Here is an 18,826-nt window from a genome sequence, read left to right as displayed (position 1 = left end):
AATAGGCCTATCCAATTGAATATAGAAGCAATACCAGACAAGAGCAATGGTTGAACCATTGCTCTTGCTGTATTTGTGAACGTACCCTCGAATGCGCTACAATGGAGGAGGAATGAAGATGTATCATGACGTTAGGGAAGAAGATCAATCGGTATGGTTTGGTTATCCGCTGCGTGTTCGCTATCAAGAGACAGATCGAATGAATGTCGTATTCCATGGCAACTATGTGACGTGGTTCGAAGTCGGAAGAACGGAATGGATTCGAGCTCTCGGTATGAACTATCGGGATCTTGAAGCAAGAGGGCTGCTGCTCCCTGTGGTCGATTTGCAGGTGAGGTTCAAGCGTCCCGCATACTATGATGATCGAGTGATGGTATATACTCGCTTGATGCAGCTGTCGCCTCTCCGGTTGACATTTGAGTCACAAGTATGCAGGATAGAGGGCGGTACAGACACAGGCCTGCCTGAAGCAGGCTGGGTCTCTAAGTCATCCGGAAAGCTGCTCGTGGAAGGAACAACTACTCTTGCTTGGCTGAATGCGGATTGGCGGCCTATTCGTCTTGAGCGGGAAGCGGAAGATGTATGGTCATTGCTGGAGCGAATGCGCCCGACCTCTTAATTCATCTTCAGTATGAAGGATGTTGATTTCTCCATTTCAAGAGATGGATGGGAATGATTCTACTTAGAATGTCATCCATGAGAGTTGCATGATTGTAATGCAAGATGCAATGCATAAGTCATTATGCAAGGGAGGGAATGGTTCTTGAATCCGATGGTATGGGTACTCATTACTCTGACATTAATTCCTGCACTGGAAGTGTACGGTTTCGTACTGATGAGCAACTGGGTAGGGGGCTGGAATACGTTCCTGTTGATATTGCTTACCGGGGTTATCGGAGCAGTAATTGCGCGCTACGAAGGGAATCAAGTGTTGGCAGAAGCTCAGAAGCAGATGCAGGCAGGGCAAATTCCAGGACGTTCTGCGGTAGAAGGCCTATGTATTCTTGCAGGAGGAATCTTACTGCTTACACCGGGATTCTTTACGGATATTATTGGCTTCACACTTGTATTTCCGCTGACTAGACCGATCTATCGGCACTATCTGCTTAAGTGGTTGGAGAAAAAGATGAAGGACGGAAATTTTATTTATTTCCGCCGTTTCTAAACTTGAAATATACACGCCCGCTGAATGGTGAAGAACCATGTGGCGGGCGTTTTTGTGTACATTTGAACAGTGCGTTTTTTATTTTCTGCCGCTGATAATATACGTCTGTAAATCCAGAAAGACATTTGCTCGCTTCATGGCAGACAGCAGAACGAGGGAAACGGGACCGACAATAAGTCCGAGGAAGCCGAACAACTGCATGCCGACGAACATGGCAATTAGCATGAGGAGCGGATCAAGACCGACTGTTGACGCCAGTACCTTCGGCTCCATAATCTGCCTCGTGAGCAGGACGATGGCATATACGATAAGTAAGCCGATGCCAAGCGAACCTTGGTCAACGGCAAAGCAGTATACAATCCATGGAATCATGACAGCACCGACACCAAGGTACGGCAGCAAATCGATAATGCCGACGAGAAGGCCTATGGTGATTGCATAATCCACGCGCAGAACAATGAGTCCTGTTGTAATGATGAACATCGTAATGGAAATCAGAAATAACTGGGCTCGCAAGTAACCGAATAGGGCCTGCTTCAGATCGCCCCAGATCGTACGCATGGATTGATTAATGGAGGCAGGCATGGCACGTGCAGGGATGCCCATCCAACGCGACCAGTCCTTGCTTATGAAGAAGGCGGATAAGAGAATGATGATTGAGATGGATGCCACATTTGGAAGACTGGACAAGAGACGGACGATCGCATCCAGAAAAGAGGTGATGAAGTTGGTGATCACTGTCGTTATCTTTTCTGCAGTGCTCGATAAGTTACTGTTGATCGAGCCTTGAAGATTTGGATTATCTTTGTATAAGGAGCCAAGCGTTTCAAGAAATGTGCGAACCTTATCATTTTCGAACAGCTGAATAAAGAATTCCCTCCATAGACGGAGAAAATGATCCATAGAATTAGACAGATTATAAACCTCTCTCACCACACGCGTAACTACCGCTGCCGCAACCGTTAGCATCGACGTAATGAACAGGGTCAAGCATATCGTAACACTTAGCCAGCGCGGCATGCGGAACTGTTCTGACATCCACTCAACAACGGGATTGAGCATTAGAGCGATCAGCCAGGCAATGAGAAACGGATAGAGCAGGGGGACTAATAGATAGCAGGATAAGAGTATAAGTATACCAACGGTCAATACCCACCCTCCGCGAAGAATACGCTTGATGATGTGCTGCTCCATGATCTCAATCACCTCCATGAATCCTACTGTAAATCCTCGGTTTCCCAGCACGTCCGATCTGGGAGGACGACCCTCTCTATATGCTATGCGCCATACCCAATTTCCTTGATTTTTTCTTTTTATCCTCAATGATTTCAAGGAGTTTAAAAAACGTTTATACCTCTGATAAAGCATTTCTATCCATATTTTTCAACTGAAACCGTTCACATTTCCGACATTATCCATTATCATCTTAATAGAAAAACTTGCCTTTTTTTCCGGGGCGGAATACTTCGAAACACATCGAGATAACACAGGGAAAAGAAAGATGGGATGGTATTAGGTTACATATGCAAAGGAGAGAGGGCAGATGACAGCAACGAAAGGTTTGGAAGGCATAGTTGCAACGACTTCTTCTATTAGCTCAATCATCGATGGTGTGCTAACATACCGCGGTTATAATATCGACGATTTGGCCGATCATACGACATTCGAAGAAGTTGTTCATTTATTGTGGTTCGGCAAGCTGCCAAATCAAGAGGAACTTTCGGAGTTACGCACTCGTCTGGAGAAGAGCGCTGCAATTCCTTCAGCCGTTGTTGAACAAATGAAATTGTATCCGTCAGACGCGAATACGATGGCTGTTCTCCGAACTGCGATTTCTGCATTGGCTCTGTATGATGAGCAAGCGAATGACACGGGGCATGACGCTAATGTACATAAAGCCATTGCGCTGCAAGCACAGCTACCAACTGTGGTCGCGGCTTTTGCACGCGTTCGTGCAGGGAAGGAGCCGATTTCTCCGAAACCGGGTCATTCCATCGCTTATAATTTCCTATATATGTTAACTGGCGAGGAGCCTTCCGATAGCGCTGTATCTGCTATGGACAAGGCGCTTGTCCTTCATGCGGATCATGAACTGAACGCCTCTACATTCGCTGCCCGGGTTACGGTTGCCACCTTGTCGGATATGTACTCCGGTGTTGTATCGGCAATCGGCGCGCTGAAGGGGCCGCTGCATGGGGGAGCCAATGAAGCGGTTATGGTGATGCTGGAGGAGATTGCTGACCTTGATCGTGTTGATGATTATATTCAGTCCAAGCTTGACAACAAGGAGAAGATTATGGGCTTCGGACACCGTGTGTATAAGAACGGGGATCCTCGGGCGAAGCATCTGCAGAAGATGTCCCGTGAGCTTGGAGAAGCGTGTCAAGATATGAAGCTGTATGATATGTCGACACGCATTGAGTCTCTCGTTACTGGACAGAAGGGACTGAAGCCGAACGTTGACTTCTATTCAGCATCTGTCTATACCATGCTGGGCATTCCGAGAGACTTGTTCACGCCAATCTTTGCAATCAGCCGCGTATCCGGCTGGACAGCGCACATTTTGGAGCAGTTGGACAATAACCGTATCATTCGCCCGCGTGCAGAGTATACAGGCCCATCCAGTCAGTTATTTATCCCGATTCAAGAACGGTAATTATCAACTCAATTGAGATAAATGTAGAAGTTTTTGAAAACATAGGTTGTCTTACAAATTGACGGGTTGCTACAATAGAAGAGTAGCTCCCGTTAGCTGTTTGTGTGACAATGAAATTGAAGGAGGAACATCTGTGATTCAATTGGACAAATTTGCACCACCAACCGAAGGCGAGAAAATTAAGATTGAGGATGGCAAGCTTCAAGTTCCTGTTCATCCAATTATCCCGTTCATTGAAGGGGATGGCACAGGTCGTGATATTTGGCGCGCATCCAAGCGTGTATTGGATGCAGCTGTTGAGAAGGCATACAACGGCGAACGCAAACTTGCATGGTATGAAGTATTCGCTGGCGAGAAGGCATTCAATGAATACGGTGAATGGCTGCCGAATGATACGCTGGAAGCCATTCGCGAGTACATTGTAGCGATTAAAGGTCCATTGACGACGCCAATCGGCGGCGGCATTCGCTCTCTGAACGTTGCACTTCGCCAAGAGCTTGATCTGTACGTGTGCTTGCGTCCAGTACGTTATTTCGATGGTGTTCCTTCTCCTGTTAAGCATCCTGAGCTGGTTGATATGGTTATTTTCCGTGAGAATACGGAAGACATCTACGCTGGCATCGAGTATGCTTCCGGATCGGAAGACGTGAAGAAAGTGATTCAATTCCTCCAAGAAGAAATGGGAGTGAAGAAGATCCGCTTCCCTGAGACATCAGGTATCGGCATTAAGCCTGTATCCTCCGATGGCTCCAAGCGTCTTGTACGTGCTGCGATCGAATATGCGATCAAGCATAACCGCAAGAGCGTGACGATCGTACACAAGGGGAACATTATGAAGTTCACCGAGGGTGCGTTCAAGAACTGGGGCTATGAAGTGGCGGAGCAAGAATTCGCAGAGCACACATTCACTTGGGGACAATATGACCGCATCAAAGAGGCTGAAGGCACGGAAGCGGCTAACAAGGCGCAAGCAGAAGCTGAAGCGGCTGGCAAGGTCATCATTAAGGATGCAATTGCAGATATCGCATTGCAGCAAGTATTGACTCGTCCGAAGGAATTCGATGTCATCGCGACATTGAACTTGAACGGCGACTATTTGTCTGATGCATTGGCTGCTCAAGTTGGCGGCATCGGCATCGCACCTGGAGCGAACATCAACTATGTGACAGGACATGCGATCTTCGAAGCAACGCACGGAACTGCTCCGAAATATGCAGATAAAGACGTAGTAAACCCAGGTTCTGTTATTCTGTCTGGTGTTATGATGCTTGAGCATCTTGGCTGGCAGGAAGCTGCAGACCTCATCTATAAAGGCATGGCAAACGCCATTAACAGCAAGACTGTCACTTATGATTTCGCGCGTCTGATGGAAAACGCGACAGAAGTAAAATGCTCGGAGTTTGCTGACCACATCATCAATCATTTGAACTAGGAGGTCGAATCCGAATGGCTATTCGACGCAACAAGATCACAGTCGTTGGTGCTGGTTTCACTGGAGCGACAACTGCTCTTATGTTGGCTCAGAAAGAACTTGGAGATGTTGTATTAGTAGATATTCCTCAGTTGGAGAATCCGACGAAGGGCAAGGCGCTTGATATGTTGGAGGCTGGCCCGGTTCAAGGCTTTGACAGCCGAATTACAGGAACATCGAACTATGAAGACACGCAAGATTCCGATATCGTCATCATTACAGCAGGGATAGCTCGCAAGCCTGGTATGAGCCGTGATGATTTGGTGACTACGAACGCGAGCATTGTGAAGTCGGTATGTGAGAATGTGAAAGCTTATTGCCCGAATGCCTACGTGATTATTTTGAGTAATCCGGTAGATGCAATGACATTTGCTGCTTTTGAAGCACTTGGATTCCCTAAAAATCGCGTAATCGGCCAATCCGGCGTTCTGGATACCGCTCGCTACTGCACATTCATTGCAGCAGAGTTGAACGTATCCGTTGAAGATGTGCGCGGCGTCGTGCTTGGAGGACATGGGGATGATATGGTGCCGCTCGTTCGTTATACGAGCGCAGGCGGAGTACCGATTGAGAGCCTCATTCCACAAGAACGCATTGCGGAAATCGTACAGCGTACACGTGTAGGCGGCGGTGAGATTGTCAATTTGCTTGGCAACGGAAGTGCTTACTACGCACCAGCTGCTTCCATCGTGCAAATGGCAGAAGCCATTTTGAAAGACAAAAAACGGATTCTCCCGGTCATCGCATACCTCGAAGGTGAATACGGTTATGACGCGTTATTTATGGGCGTACTGGCTGTACTCGGTGGAGATGGTATAGAGAAAGTGATCGAGATCGACCTGACGCCAGAAGAGAAGGCTGCACTGGATAAGTCGGCCGAATCCGTCCGCAACGTTATTCAAGTGGTCGCTGGAGAACGTGTATAATGCAATGATTCCATTATTTATGAACATTGTGACAAATCTCATAGAAATATCAAGAAAGACATCGAATATTTCGGTGTCTTTCTTTGTGTTAGTAAGTAAATTTTAGTATAATGGAACGAAGATTGAACCATATCATGTCTATGGAGGGAATGTATTTCATGTACAGTGCCTTTAGTCTTTTGCACATTTTAGGTGCAGTAGCAATGGGGTTCTATGCCATTGTTCCATTTATCGTAGGGAAATTAAACAAGCTGTCTACAGCAGGACAAGAGGGGCTGCTCGTGGGCGTGGGAACGGCGAATCGTCTGGGACAGTATTTCTTAATCGTTCAGTTCATTACAGGCGGTTATCTCATGAGCCAAGCGAAGTACAGTGTGCTCTGGATGGTATTGACAACGGTTGTCTTCCTAGCGATTGCTGCATTTAGTGGCATCATGGGCAAGCAAATTAAGCTTGCGGTGCAGTCCGCAAAAAACGGTAAAGCGGATGCAGCAGCTACAGGCAAGGTTCGCACTTTCAGTACGCTTATCTTCGTATTGTTCATCGTCATCGTGCTTCTGATGGTTTATAGCTATAAGTTCATTACGGTAACGGCAGGATAATAGAATCGCCCGGTCAGACTTACGTCTAGCCGGGCGATTTTTTTGAATGTCGCTATGGTTGGTCTAAGATTCTAAACTAATCGATGAGTGATACAGCCTGATCGTCTTCTTTACTGAAAAAGGAGCCGGTCATAATATAGCGCCATACATCCCGGAACACATGAGCTTTCTGCAACGCAGTAAGCACGACGAGGGCGAGGATACCAATAATGATGCCGGGTACGCCAAACAGCTTCAAACCACCATAAAGAAAAATGAGAAGCAGAAGCGGATTCAGTCCAATGCTGTCCCCGTATACTTTCGGTTCAAAGGCGTGCCGAGTAACGAGAATAATAGGCCACATAATGAGCAGTCCTGTTCCTAAAAATACATTTCCTTCAACATAGGCGAATACAGCCCATGGCACAACGATAGCAGGGATGCCGACTAATGGGATCAGGTCTACAATGCCGCCAATAAGGGCGATGGTGAATGCATATTCTACTCCGAGTACAAGCAAGCCAAGAAAGAAGACAAATGCGGTAATACTGGAGAGAATAATATGGCCCTTAATATATCCGAACACGGCGTTCTGCAAATCACTTGTCACGACGCCAAGAGAGCGGCGTACCCGTTCAGGAATGAGTGTGTTGCTTTTGGATGAAATCGTATTCCACTGTTTGCTGATTAAGAATGTAGCTACCAAGACAATGACTGTGATGACCGCAAGCTTAGGCAGGAATAAGACGGTAGCTTTCAAGAAATGAAACAAGTAGGTGACAATTAACGTGCCTCCGCTAGCAATCGTTCCTGTGTATTTTGACAGCGATGATTTCAAATCTGCAAAATTGAATGTATCATTCATGTCGGTGAGAAAATGCTGGAACTCTGCAGAATAGAAATAGGCTTCAGCCTGTATTCTCCATTCCACAATCTGATTCTGTACGATCCCCATAATATGCCATGATTCGGAAATGATCTTCGTCGTGAATAGGTACAGAATTCCTGCGATGATGGCTGAGAAGAGCAGTAGGGCCGTCATCACGGCGAATCCACGGCGGAACTTCCAACGCTTCTCCAAAAAACGAACGATTGGATTCATCATGTAAGCAAGCAGCCAGGCAATCAGAAACGGGCAAATGATCGAAAAACCGAAATAGAATACCGCTGTAAACGCAGCAATGATCAATAGCACCCATGTTGCTCGGAAGATGCGGTGAACGAGAGTAGGATTAAAAATAGGCATTCATGACTTCCTTTCTATGAAATCAATCTGTGGTGTTGGTATTTCCATTATTGTAACAAACACATGAATTCATACTCGACTTCACATATGTGTCTATGACATCAGCTATTAGGTATGCTCTTCTTCATCCGATAGAGATATTTCATCCAAAGTCATGTTGAAGCTCGGAGCGAGCGTAGTCAGGAAATATTGTACCTCTGGCATATTCAGCTGCTTCAGCTTCTGTTCCGTCTGGCGCTTGGCGACTTCGAACTCGCGATTGCCAGCAGCTAGCTCACTGATGCATTTAACGTAGGCATCCAGTAGATCGGCTGCCTTCACATAGATCCGCAACTCATGATCTCCTTGCGGATCTATGAGGGGCGTGTAGATGCTTTGCAGTTCGGGAGGAATCATGCCGACTAAGCGTTCAGCGGCCAACTGTTCAATTTCACGGAAATTGTTCAGCAGTCGGCTGTTGTGGTGCTTGACAGGAGTAGGAATGTCGCCTGTAAATACTTCGGTAGCATCATGAAATAAGGCCAATGCTACAGCTTGCCCGGTGTCTACTTGTTTATGGAACACCTCATTAGCAATCGTGCACAGCATATGGGTAGTCATGGCAACATGGAAGGTATGCTCCGCAACATTCTCTTTGTCTGTATTTCGCATGAGACTCCAGCGTTCGATATGCTTGAGCCGGTACATATAGGCGAGAAAATGATGGGGTTTGGTTGTTGAATTCTCAGTTGTACTCATAGGTTCCTTCCTTTCAGGGGGATATCTAGACGCTCTACAATTGCAGCAATCAGTTGACTTCGGATTGTCGCAGGAGATAGGCGTGGAAAATGCTTCGATTAGGTGCACGCCTTGTGATATTATAATAGCATTGGAACTCATTTGACGAAATTGTAACAAAGACTACTTCCCGTTGCTTCCGAGATCTGCATCAAGAACACTCATTTCCCGGGATGATTAGAGATGAGAGGAGCAAGTTCATGATGACATCATTTTTGCAGAGTGTGTACGATTTAATTGTAGAAACGTCTACAAATTTGCCAGGGGATGTACGGCGCGCGATTCAAGAGGCACAGGCACAAGAGGATGCTGCAACGCGTTCCGGCTTGTCCTTGAGCACAATCGCTCGGAATATCACCATGGCTGAGAAAAATGTGTCGCCGATATGTCAGGACACAGGCATGCCAACCTTTATTGTACATACACCCATTGGAGCGAATCAAATCCAAATGAAGAAAGACATTCGCGAAGCGATTAGCCGCGCAACGAAAGAGGGCAAGCTTCGTACGAATTCAGTTGATTCCTTAACAGGAGCGAACAGCGGAGATAACTTAGGACCGGGCACGCCGGTCATCCACTTCGAGCAATGGGAACGTGAAGATATTGAAGTGAAGCTGATACTCAAGGGTGGCGGATGTGAGAATAAGAACATTCAATACAGCCTCCCTGCGGAATTGGAAGGGCTCGGCAAGGCAGGCCGTGATCTGGACGGCATTCGCAAGTGTATCCTGCATGCTGTCTATCAGGCTCAAGGGCAGGGCTGCAGTGCAGGCTTCATCGGTGTTGGCATCGGTGGCGACCGAACGACTGGATACGAGCTTGCGAAGCATCAACTGTTCCGTAAGGCAGATGATGTGAATCCTCATTCTGATTTGGCACAGCTGGAGCAATATATTATGGAGAAAGCTAACGAACTCGGGATTGGAACGATGGGCTTCGGCGGTGAGGTCACCCTGCTCGGATGTAAAATTGGCGTGATGAACCGTCTTCCAGCAAGCTTCTTCGTATCTGTTGCGTACAACTGCTGGGCATTCCGTCGTCAGGGCGTAATTATCGACAGCGATTCGGGAGCTATCCGCGAATGGATATATGAGCGTGGAACAGAGGTAGCTATGGCAGCTTCACAGAAATCAGAGAACTCTGGACAAGTCGCAGCTGCTTCTGAGCAAGGAGAGAGTCGTCAAGTCGTGCTGACAACTCCAATTACGGAGGAAGCGATTCGTTCCTTGCGTGTGGGCGATGTTGTCATTATAAATGGGGAGATGCACACTGGCCGTGACGCCCTTCATAAGTACTTGATGGATCATGATGCTCCGGTTGATTTGAATGGGGCAGTTATCTACCACTGCGGCCCTGTCATGCTGAAGGATGAGGAAGGCTGGCATGTCAAGGCTGCTGGTCCGACGACGAGTATTCGCGAAGAGCCTTACCAAGGTGATATTATGAAGAAATTCGGCATCCGTGCTGTTATCGGCAAAGGCGGGATGGGAGCGAAGACTCTGGCTGCATTGCAGGAGCATGGCGGGGTGTACTTGAATGCAATTGGCGGTGCTGCGCAGTATTATGCAGAGTGCATCAAGCGTGTAAATGGCGTTGACTATATGGAATTTGGTATTCCAGAAGCGATGTGGCATTTGGACGTAGAAGGATTTGCAGCAATTGTTACGATGGATGCCCATGGGAACAGCTTGCATGCAGATGTGGATCGGAGTTCGCTTGAGAAGCTGTCTCAGTTCAAGGCTCCGGTATTCTAATGAATCGAAAAATAAAGTTCGATCGTAATGTCGGTCTGATCGTGAACGATTGGTTCGAACAGTATATGTACTTGCTTATCCCCAGCTGCTTGGTGCTGGGGGTTCTTTGTAGTGAGCCGTTGCTTCCGTTCGTGCCCTACGTACCGTGGATGTTCGGACTTGTTACTTTCGTTATGGGGCTAGGATGTGGACGCCGTGATGTGATGGGAGCCTTTCGGCAGCCGGTTCTATTCGCGGCCGTATTCATTCTGACGCATATCATCTCACCGATCGCAGCCTATGGGATAGGCACGCTTCTGTTCGGTGGAGGATCATCTTATACGGCTGGACTCGTTCTGTTCACGATTATCCCGTTAGGGATATCTTCTGTGCTGTGGGTGGAGATGGCGAGAGAATCTGTCCCTCTGATGTTGGCTCTAGTGGTCATGGACTCACTGCTTAGCCCCATCGTTGTTCCCGCATCGCTGTCTGCGATGTTCGGGGCTACCATTGCATTTGATGTATGGGCAATGCTGCTTGATTTGCTGTGGATTATTGTGGTTCCAACCGCAGCAGGCATTTGCATATATGAATGGACAGGAGGCAAGGCCAAGGCATCTGCTGCGCCCGTGCTTCTGCCTGCATCGAAGGCTGCATTTGTTGGTGTTGTACTCTTGAATGCAGCAGCGATTGGCCCCTATGTGCGGGCCTGGGGGAGTGAGGCGATAGGGCTGTTCTTCGTCGTGCTGCTGCTCGTTGCCGTCTGTTATGCACTAGGCTGGGGATTGAGCTTTATGTTCAAGCGCATCGGCACAGCAATCCAGGGGACATTGGGCTTCGCTTCAGGGATGCGCAATATCTCTCTTGGTCTAGTGCTAGCGATGAGGTACTTCGGGCCGGAAACAGCCGTTGCTGTTGTACTCGCCATATTAATTCAGCAGCCAGCTGCCACCGTGTATCACGCAATTTTACAAAAGATTAATAAAATTTCTGCTGGTCAAACGGAAAAGGGATAAGTAGGATTAATACGTAGACAGTAACAACAATGAATTGAAGCAGAGAGAAGGAGTAGAACCATGTCACGTTTTCGCACAAGGTTGACCTTTGTGTTTGTCTTGCTTATCGGTATTTCAGTGCTAACAGCGGGCATTTATATGGCATCTACATTCAAGACGAGTCATATTCGGCAGCTTGAGCAAAATATGTCCCGGGAAATTATGCTCATCGAACAGACCTTGGTCTGGAAGCAGGGAAACCGCTTCGAAGAGCTTGCCAGCTACTACACAGACTGGGCTCGCAAGCTTCATGATAGTGCTGATGCAAGGGTTACGTTCATACTGAAAGATGGAACCGTTGTCGGAGATTCTGACCGTCCAGTAGCTGAGTTGGATAATCACTTGAACAGAGAGGAGATCGCTGCTGCGAAGAAGGATGGACTAGGCTCCAAAATTCGCTATAGCGATACCCTTCGGCAAAATATGCTGTATGTTGCTAGTCCTGTTCATACTCCAGACTTCGATGGCTACGTACGCTTAGCGATGAGTCTGGCAGATGTAGAGAGCAGTGTACGAGAGTTGTGGGCTTATCTGTCGATAGGGCTCGCTATATTGTTCCTTGTCGCAGCTATTGTCAGCTATCGAATAGCGTATAACATGACACGGCCAATTGAGAATATGACCCGTGTCGCGATGCGTATCGCGCAGATGGACTATCGGGCACGAACTCAATCTGTCGGGAAAGATGAGATCGGGCAGCTTGGATCTGCGATTAATGCGATGGCTGATAGTCTGCAGGTTCAAATGTCGGAAATTCGCGAGAAGGAAAGCCGCCTTCAGGCAGTGCTTGAACATATGATTAATGGCATTGTTATGATTGATGCTCAGGGCCAAGTTGGTCTGTTGAATCGCAAGGCGGAGCATATATTGGGCATTAAGAGCACCGAGTGGATCGGACGTACCTTCGAGGATGTTCGAGCGCCACATGAGATGCAGCAAATGACTGCAGAGGTGCTGGAACGCAAAGTAGCGAATCATGATGAAATTACACTGTATTATCCAGAAGAACGTCTGCTTGATGTGAGTGTAGTGCCCGTTTACTTCACAGACAATGAATGGGCAGGTGTACTGCTTGTCATGCAGGATGTATCTACAATTCGGCGTCTTGAACGAATGAGAAGTGAATTCGTGGCCAATGTGTCCCATGAATTGAAGACACCGATTGCTGCGGTGAAGGGATTCGCGGAGACCTTAATGAATGGCGCGATAAATGACCCAGAGATAGCAACGTCGTTCCTGCAGATCATCCATGATGAGAGTGAGCGGTTGAATCGCCTAATCGGCGATATATTGGAGCTGTCTAAGATAGAGTCGAAGCGGGTGCCGCTGCAATATTCCCCGGTTCAGGTTGATCTGTTCTTGGAGAAGACGGTGGAGATGCTCCAGAAGGAAGCTGACAAGAAGCGAATAGATGTTCTTCTGAGTACAGAACAAGATATGTATGTGGAGGCTGACGAGGATCGCTTCCGTCAAATTGTACTGAATCTCTTGTCGAATGCGATTAATTACACGCCAGAAGGCGGTCACGTAAAAATTGTAGCAATGCCGATTGAACATAGCGAGAACGGGGAAGCAGAGTGGATTCGTCTGACTATATCCGATACTGGCATCGGTATTCCGAAGAAGGATTTGCCGCGCATATTTGAACGGTTCTATCGTGTTGATAAGGCACGGTCTCGCAGTTCCGGAGGAACTGGCCTAGGATTGTCCATCGTGAAGCATCTCGTTGATGCTCATCATGGATTAATTCGCGTAGACAGTGAACTTGGGGTGGGTACGACGTTCACGATCGAGTTGCCAGTCGTGCAAGATATTCAGATGCTATCGAATAGTGTAAAGTAGGCCACGCGATGAGATCGGCTGCCTTTCATTAATTTTCAACATTTTCAAAAAATGCTTGGTCAACATCACATGATATATGTTACGATAATGTTGAGAAACGATGAAGAAAGACGATTACGTATAATCGATTCGACTTTCGGAGGAAGATTATGTCAGAGATTAAAGTATTGGTAGTTGAAGATGAACCGACACTGGCGCGACTGCTGTCCTACAACCTGACTTTGGAAGGGTATGAGACAACGGTTGTCGATCATGGGACTCAGGGCTTGCAGATGGCGCTCCATCGCAAATTTGATCTTATCGTTCTAGATATTATGCTTCCGGGAATGAACGGTTTCGAAATATTGTCGCGAGTAAGACAGGCAGGGATTCGTACCCCAGTGATTGTTCTAACTGCTCGAAATGCGGAGGAAGAGGTCGTACAAGGTCTGAAGTGTGGTGCTGATGACTATATTACGAAGCCTTTCGGTGTTGCAGAGCTGTTGGCAAGAGTGGGAGCGGTGCTAAGACGGACATCGAGTGACGGAACCGGATTGACATTGTCCGAAGAGTCTGATGACAAGATGATTGCACTTGGCGATCTGCGGATTTATCCAGAGAAGTATGAGGTTACGCTTCATAATGATCTCATTCCACTGCGGCCTAAGGAATTTGAAGTATTGTTATATTTAGTACAGCGCCCTGGAACCGTAGTAACAAGAGATGACCTGATGAATGCCGTATGGGGGTTTGACTATATTGGCGGACAGCGGACAGTAGATGTGCATGTCAGCTCTCTTCGCAAGAAGCTGGAGATGAATCAACAATCTGTGCAGATTGATTCGATTCGTGGCGTGGGCTACAAGCTTGTCGTTCATAAGAAGCAGGGTGTGCTTCCATCTTAGGTTGCAAGAAAATGAGAATATGGAATCTTTAATATAGTAGGGCTGTCCCGTCACATCAGATGTGATTATGGGGCAGCCCTATTTTTCTTTTGTTGATCTAATCAACCATCCAGTATTTACATTATCAATAATATAGATTATTATTAACCTATGTTATTAGTAACCTAATGAGGTGTTTTTCGATGTCGATCAAATATGCCATTCTGGGGCTTCTGAGTTGGAAGCCGGCTTCCGGATATGAATTGAAGAAGATTTTTGAGGACTCATCAGCGATGTATTGGTCCGGCAATAACAATCAAATCTATAAGTCGCTTGTTCAGCTATTGGATGATGGCCTAGTCACTAACGAAATCAAGCATCAGGAAAGTTCTCCATCCAAAAAAATTTACAGCATTACAGATGTGGGAATGCTCCGATTAAAAGAATGGGTGCTTGAGGAACCTGAACTTCCCGAGCTTAAGAATACATTCCTGATCCAATTGGCATGGGCAGACCAACTAGATGACGAGGAATTAGATGATTTGCTGGATCGGTATGAGGACAGGATCAACATGCAGCTCGTCTATCAGCAAGAAAAAATGAATCGTGGACTCCAAGAGCCGAATCGAAATGAGCGGGAAGCCTTTTTGTGGAATAAAATTTCTGAGAATCTACTGTCCAACTACCTCAATGAACTGAAATGGGTGCAGGGAATTCGCATGGAGCTTAAGGGAAGAAAACAAATGAAGGAGAGAATGACTATGAACTATAGACTCGTCGAAAACGAAACGAAGCCATATATCGAATTGATTGCAAGCGATACACCGCTAAGTACGGAGCAGGATGCTGTGGATTTGATTGCCTTGTGCAAGGAGAATGATGTTGAGCTGCTTCTGGTACACGGGGAAGCTCTTGCGGGGGAGTTCTTCAGTCTTAGAACGGGCGTAGCGGGAAGAATGATTCAAAAGTTTACGAACTACCATGTGAAGACGGCTGTCATCATTCCCGATCCATCGTTGAATAGAGGCCGCTTTAAGGAAATGGTGGGAGAATCCAATCGCAGCAATCATTTCGGGGTTTTCGAAACGCGAGCAGATGCGGAGAGCTGGCTTATTCAGTAACGGTGAATCGACGGTTAGGGAATGTAGGAGATACGAATATGTATTTCCTAGAATGGCGGGGATGTAAGTCGCGATTTTGACGAGGCCTCGCTGATATACGATACCTGGTATCGTACGACATGATGAAGCAACGCCTCAAGAGCAGGATGTTCGAAGGCTGTTTTCTTGTAGTGGATCACTACATAGGAGACAGCTTTTTTATATTGAACGAAGTCTAAGTGTAGATGAGAAGAGATTCCTTTAGGGGAAATTTAGGTTGAAATTGGTGAGCCGTGGTTTGACGATTCGGACCTGGAACCGGAGATCGGGTTAAGTGAGCCGCATGTAAGAGCAAATGAGAATGCAAATGTCTCATGCAGCAGGCCAGTGTAGAACGTAAAGCAATGAACAGTTGGATGTTCATGCGTCCGCTGAAGCGAAAAGAACTGCAAGTCACGGAGGGCGAAGCGGACGTACTATTCGGCAGAGCTGTTCAGATCCTGCAAGAGTTGATGGAATCCGAACATGCGGAGCATCGCCTGCAAGCAGCGGAGATTACTTCGTCAAGCGAAGAAGCGCAGATTCCGGGTGTCTTCCTAAATAACCATAAAAGAAGACTTATTCTAACCGAGTAAGTCTTCTTTTATTCGGGGCAGATGAGTATTCACTCAAATGTAAAACGAAGAAAAGTTTCCCCAAAATTTAAAATAGTAAAATCAAGGAAAAATAGGATATTATTATTGTAAGTCCTAGAATAATGAAGGGGGGAGAGCGGTTGTTTGAAAGTCAGGGACGGTCATATATTTTAGAAAGGAAGGGCGAAACATGAGGTGTGCAATTATGTTCGTAGTGCTGTCATTATTGACGTTTTCCGTAACTAGCGTAAGTGCTCATCAAGCGGAATATCGTTATGACAGAAATGGGAATTTAACGGTGATCACGCAAGATGAAAAAGAAATTGTCTATCAGGCAGATAAAAATGGAAACATAACAAGTAAAAGTTTAAGAGAGAGGACATATAAGGATAAGCTGAAAAACGGAGATTTTCATGAAGTAAACAATGGTGGCAAAGCGGTAGGCTGGTCATATATGACGGATGACAAGGCTGCATCGAGCTTTAACATCCAAAAAATAGGATCAAGAAATCATCAACAGATTCAAGCGAGCAATATTCCAATTGGAGATTTCATTGGGATCAAGCAAGCACTGTGGATTACGAAGGAATCCAGCCGTGGGTTTGATCTGAAAGCTTCCTTAAAGATTGAACATCTACAGAATGCAGAGGTTGTGATGATGGTCGATTTTGTAGATAACACAGGAAAGGTTATCGGTAATGCGAGCCAAAAAAGCACGCTGCAGAGAGATTTCTTCTTCACGATGAGCCTCAGAGAGAGTATTCCCCAAAAAGCAGAAAGAGCGATTGTGCAAATCGCGATCCATTCAACTGGCAATAATGCGGCTGGCACGATAGTAATTAAGGGAGTCGATGTCTCCTATGGTTTAGATTATTATTTTAATTTGCTCATGAATCATGATTTTCAGGGCAGAGAAATTCAAGTCTCGGAGGGAACAATTCCAGATTATTGGGAAATCTCAGGGGATAATGGTTCTGCTAAGTTTAACTTGATGACTACTAGTGACTATAAGAAAAGGCAGGTCATCTCTTATAATTCTAACGGCACTAGTAAAGAATCATACCTGATACAGCATCTATTAATTGATGATTCGAGAAATTATCAATTGAGAGGGATATTTCATCGACTTGGCAATGTAAATACTCATTTTCAAATTTTGTTTTTTAATGAGAAGGGGACATTGCTAGGAACGAATTATACAACATCAGATAGTATAACTGACCAGACTGCATCACTAAGAGGGAATATTCCAAAAGGTGCAGTCTATGCAACTGTGTACGTGGGAGCGCGTTACAGTGGAGTAAGCAATGTCAACATCAACATCAACAATGTTTACATTGCTCAGGTTTCAATTGAGTATAGTACTGAACCGCAGGCATTATGGAACTCGTTATTTACGTTGTTTGATCGAAAAAGCGATATCGCACAAGGCTGGGCAAAAAGAAGTAGTGGAGCGGATGTAGGAGCTATTTATGGGAAGAGTAGTGGTGATGGAGGCCAAAACATATCCGTACCATTTGGAATATGGGGGAATCTTTCGGCTGAAATTTACCAAGACATTTCACTGGAGCCGAGTTCTGAGAAAGGGAAATTCGCCTTATACGGCGAGATTTCGATTCTAAGCAGCAGTAATGCAAAATTGGAAGTTGAGGTTGGGCCTCCTAAGAGAATCGGTAGTTTTCCCCAAAAAACGTATAAAGAGACTTATATATTAGGCAATGGTAGACAAGTGATTACTATACGAGGAGATATTGCACCAAATACTAGAGAAATATCGGTTTCTGTCCGTTTATTGCCGATAGTTCGCAACGAGGCATGGGGAGAAAACATCGTAATTCATAATTTACGATTTAACCCGACCTACAACCCTTCAGGGCCGGTAGAAATGTTCCTTCCGGAAGAGATGGAATGAAATGAAGTGAGTTTAGACGGAGCATACATCAGATGAAGGCTTTTTCAACCGATGTCTAATTGATGTCAAGGAAAGATAATTGATAGGAGAGATCATGTTGAAAAGATGGCTATCACTTATTCTCGCATGTGTACTATTGATTACAAGCGTGCCTTTCGCTTCTGCAGAAGAAGCTATTGCATCTAAGAAATCGGTGAAAGAAATCTATCCATCGGTAACCTCCAGTGTATATGGTCCGCACGCAACGTTCACGGATTTTAATCCAGACGAGCTTATTACGATTACCTCCCTAACCGAAACCTTTGGCGTAACGAGGGATTGGGTAACGGAGGAGCTGTTCAAGGGCTACGAGCTTCATCAAATCTATCAAGGTCTAAAAGCCAAGCAGCAGGGAAGAGACTATGAGCAATTCATGAACAGCACTTATTTGAAGCCTGCTCCAGATCCGTTAATTGAGCATCAGGAAAAAATGAAAAGTGTATCGGAGGCTGTGTATCAAGCCAGCGTAACGGAGCAGGTCTACGGGAAAGGGAAACCGTCGGTGACGGATCAAGTGTATGGATTATGGGAGAAGCGCTCGTTAGCCTTCCTTGGGAATAATCTATACGATGAGAAAGCGCTCCGCAATCGTCCAATCCGGTTGGATCAAGCGCCTTACTCCGTCGGATCCTTTAGCGACCATATCTCGCCTGTCGACGGCTCCTTGCGCGTGGAAGTAACGGATATGGTAATGCCTGGACCGAACGGCATGGATTTTGCGCTGCGGAGAATTTATGACAGCAACTTGGCGAAGGACGATATTTATGTGAACGAGTATGGGAGAAACAGAACGAGGGAGACCAAGGAAGAGGAGAGATTTCATCT

Annotated in this window: 16 protein-coding genes and 1 pseudogene; 14 read left to right on the top strand and 3 right to left on the bottom strand. The window is 46.2% G+C overall.

Annotated elements, in window-relative coordinates; genetic code table 11:
• The first annotated feature begins 118 nt into the window (after nucleotides 1-118).
• Together ABN764_RS27950 and ABN764_RS27945 are read left to right on the top strand one after the other, a co-directional pair.
• Complete coding sequence (locus tag ABN764_RS27950; protein WP_446673754.1) at nucleotides 119-619, top strand: acyl-CoA thioesterase; 501 nt, start codon at nucleotides 119-121, stop codon at nucleotides 617-619.
• A 153-nt stretch (nucleotides 620-772) separates the two neighbouring features.
• On the top strand, nucleotides 773-1,165 hold the full coding sequence (locus ABN764_RS27945; protein ID WP_036590083.1) for an FxsA family protein: 393 nt from the start codon (nucleotides 773-775) through the stop codon (nucleotides 1,163-1,165).
• Nucleotides 1,166-1,243: 78 nt separating this feature from the next.
• Here ABN764_RS27945 and ytvI (ABN764_RS27940) read toward each other — a convergent pair whose 3' ends face one another.
• Complete coding sequence (ytvI, locus tag ABN764_RS27940) at nucleotides 1,244-2,359, bottom strand: sporulation integral membrane protein YtvI (RefSeq protein WP_021252160.1); 1,116 nt, start codon at nucleotides 2,357-2,359, stop codon at nucleotides 1,244-1,246.
• Between the two features lie 349 nt (nucleotides 2,360-2,708).
• Between ytvI (ABN764_RS27940) and citZ the strand changes: the two genes are divergently transcribed.
• The 4 genes from citZ (at nucleotide 2,709) to ABN764_RS27920 (ending at nucleotide 6,820) form a co-directional block, all read left to right on the top strand.
• Complete coding sequence (gene citZ / locus ABN764_RS27935; RefSeq protein WP_072731473.1) at nucleotides 2,709-3,821, top strand: citrate synthase; 1,113 nt, start codon at nucleotides 2,709-2,711, stop codon at nucleotides 3,819-3,821.
• Nucleotides 3,822-3,954: 133 nt separating this feature from the next.
• The gene (gene icd / locus ABN764_RS27930; RefSeq protein ID WP_021252158.1) at nucleotides 3,955-5,253 is read left to right on the top strand and encodes an NADP-dependent isocitrate dehydrogenase; all 1,299 of its coding nucleotides are present in this window, start codon (nucleotides 3,955-3,957) and stop codon (nucleotides 5,251-5,253) included.
• 14 nt (nucleotides 5,254-5,267) lie between these two features.
• Nucleotides 5,268-6,218: a malate dehydrogenase gene (mdh, locus tag ABN764_RS27925; protein ID WP_446673753.1), complete on the top strand. Its 951-nt coding sequence runs from the start codon at nucleotides 5,268-5,270 to the stop codon at nucleotides 6,216-6,218.
• Between the two features lie 158 nt (nucleotides 6,219-6,376).
• Nucleotides 6,377-6,820 (top strand): hypothetical protein, encoded by a 444-nt coding sequence (locus tag ABN764_RS27920; protein WP_090512260.1) that lies wholly within the window; start codon nucleotides 6,377-6,379, stop codon nucleotides 6,818-6,820.
• A 76-nt stretch (nucleotides 6,821-6,896) separates the two neighbouring features.
• Here the strand turns inward: ABN764_RS27920 and ytvI (ABN764_RS27915) are convergent, their stop codons facing one another.
• Nucleotides 6,897-8,045 (bottom strand): sporulation integral membrane protein YtvI, encoded by a 1,149-nt coding sequence (ytvI, locus tag ABN764_RS27915; protein WP_446673752.1) that lies wholly within the window; start codon nucleotides 8,043-8,045, stop codon nucleotides 6,897-6,899.
• A 108-nt stretch (nucleotides 8,046-8,153) separates the two neighbouring features.
• Nucleotides 8,154-8,783: a 5'-deoxynucleotidase gene (gene yfbR / locus ABN764_RS27910; RefSeq protein ID WP_446673751.1), complete on the bottom strand. Its 630-nt coding sequence runs from the start codon at nucleotides 8,781-8,783 to the stop codon at nucleotides 8,154-8,156.
• A gap of 242 nt (nucleotides 8,784-9,025) precedes the next feature.
• Between yfbR and ABN764_RS27905 the strand changes: the two genes are divergently transcribed.
• The 8 genes and pseudogenes from ABN764_RS27905 to ABN764_RS27870 all read left to right on the top strand — a co-directional run.
• On the top strand, nucleotides 9,026-10,576 hold the full coding sequence (locus ABN764_RS27905; RefSeq protein WP_446673782.1) for a fumarate hydratase: 1,551 nt from the start codon (nucleotides 9,026-9,028) through the stop codon (nucleotides 10,574-10,576).
• Nucleotides 10,576-11,571, top strand: coding sequence for a bile acid:sodium symporter family protein (locus ABN764_RS27900; protein WP_446673750.1), 996 nt, complete (start codon nucleotides 10,576-10,578; stop codon nucleotides 11,569-11,571). The genes ABN764_RS27905 and ABN764_RS27900 overlap by 1 nt, the downstream gene beginning before the upstream one ends.
• A gap of 60 nt (nucleotides 11,572-11,631) precedes the next feature.
• Nucleotides 11,632-13,452: a two-component system histidine kinase PnpS gene (gene pnpS / locus ABN764_RS27895; RefSeq protein ID WP_446673749.1), complete on the top strand. Its 1,821-nt coding sequence runs from the start codon at nucleotides 11,632-11,634 to the stop codon at nucleotides 13,450-13,452.
• Nucleotides 13,453-13,601: 149 nt separating this feature from the next.
• Complete coding sequence (locus ABN764_RS27890) at nucleotides 13,602-14,336, top strand: response regulator transcription factor (RefSeq protein ID WP_021252150.1); 735 nt, start codon at nucleotides 13,602-13,604, stop codon at nucleotides 14,334-14,336.
• 182 nt (nucleotides 14,337-14,518) lie between these two features.
• Nucleotides 14,519-15,436: a PadR family transcriptional regulator gene (locus ABN764_RS27885; protein ID WP_446673748.1), complete on the top strand. Its 918-nt coding sequence runs from the start codon at nucleotides 14,519-14,521 to the stop codon at nucleotides 15,434-15,436.
• A 353-nt stretch (nucleotides 15,437-15,789) separates the two neighbouring features.
• Nucleotides 15,790-16,050, top strand: a complete 261-nt coding sequence (locus ABN764_RS27880; protein ID WP_446673747.1) for a hypothetical protein — start codon at nucleotides 15,790-15,792, stop codon at nucleotides 16,048-16,050.
• A gap of 205 nt (nucleotides 16,051-16,255) precedes the next feature.
• The gene (locus tag ABN764_RS27875; protein ID WP_446673746.1) at nucleotides 16,256-17,962 is read left to right on the top strand and encodes a hypothetical protein; all 1,707 of its coding nucleotides are present in this window, start codon (nucleotides 16,256-16,258) and stop codon (nucleotides 17,960-17,962) included.
• Nucleotides 17,963-18,056: 94 nt separating this feature from the next.
• Nucleotides 18,057-18,826, top strand: a pseudogene (locus ABN764_RS27870) (polymorphic toxin-type HINT domain-containing protein); the annotation flags it as partial.

This window comes from Paenibacillus wuxiensis, assembly GCF_040195695.1.
Taxonomy (GTDB): Bacteria; Bacillota; Bacilli; order Paenibacillales; family Paenibacillaceae; genus Paenibacillus_B; species Paenibacillus_B suaedae.
Note: the sequence above shows the minus strand (reverse complement) of the source record. Positions and strands in the feature narration are given on the sequence as shown.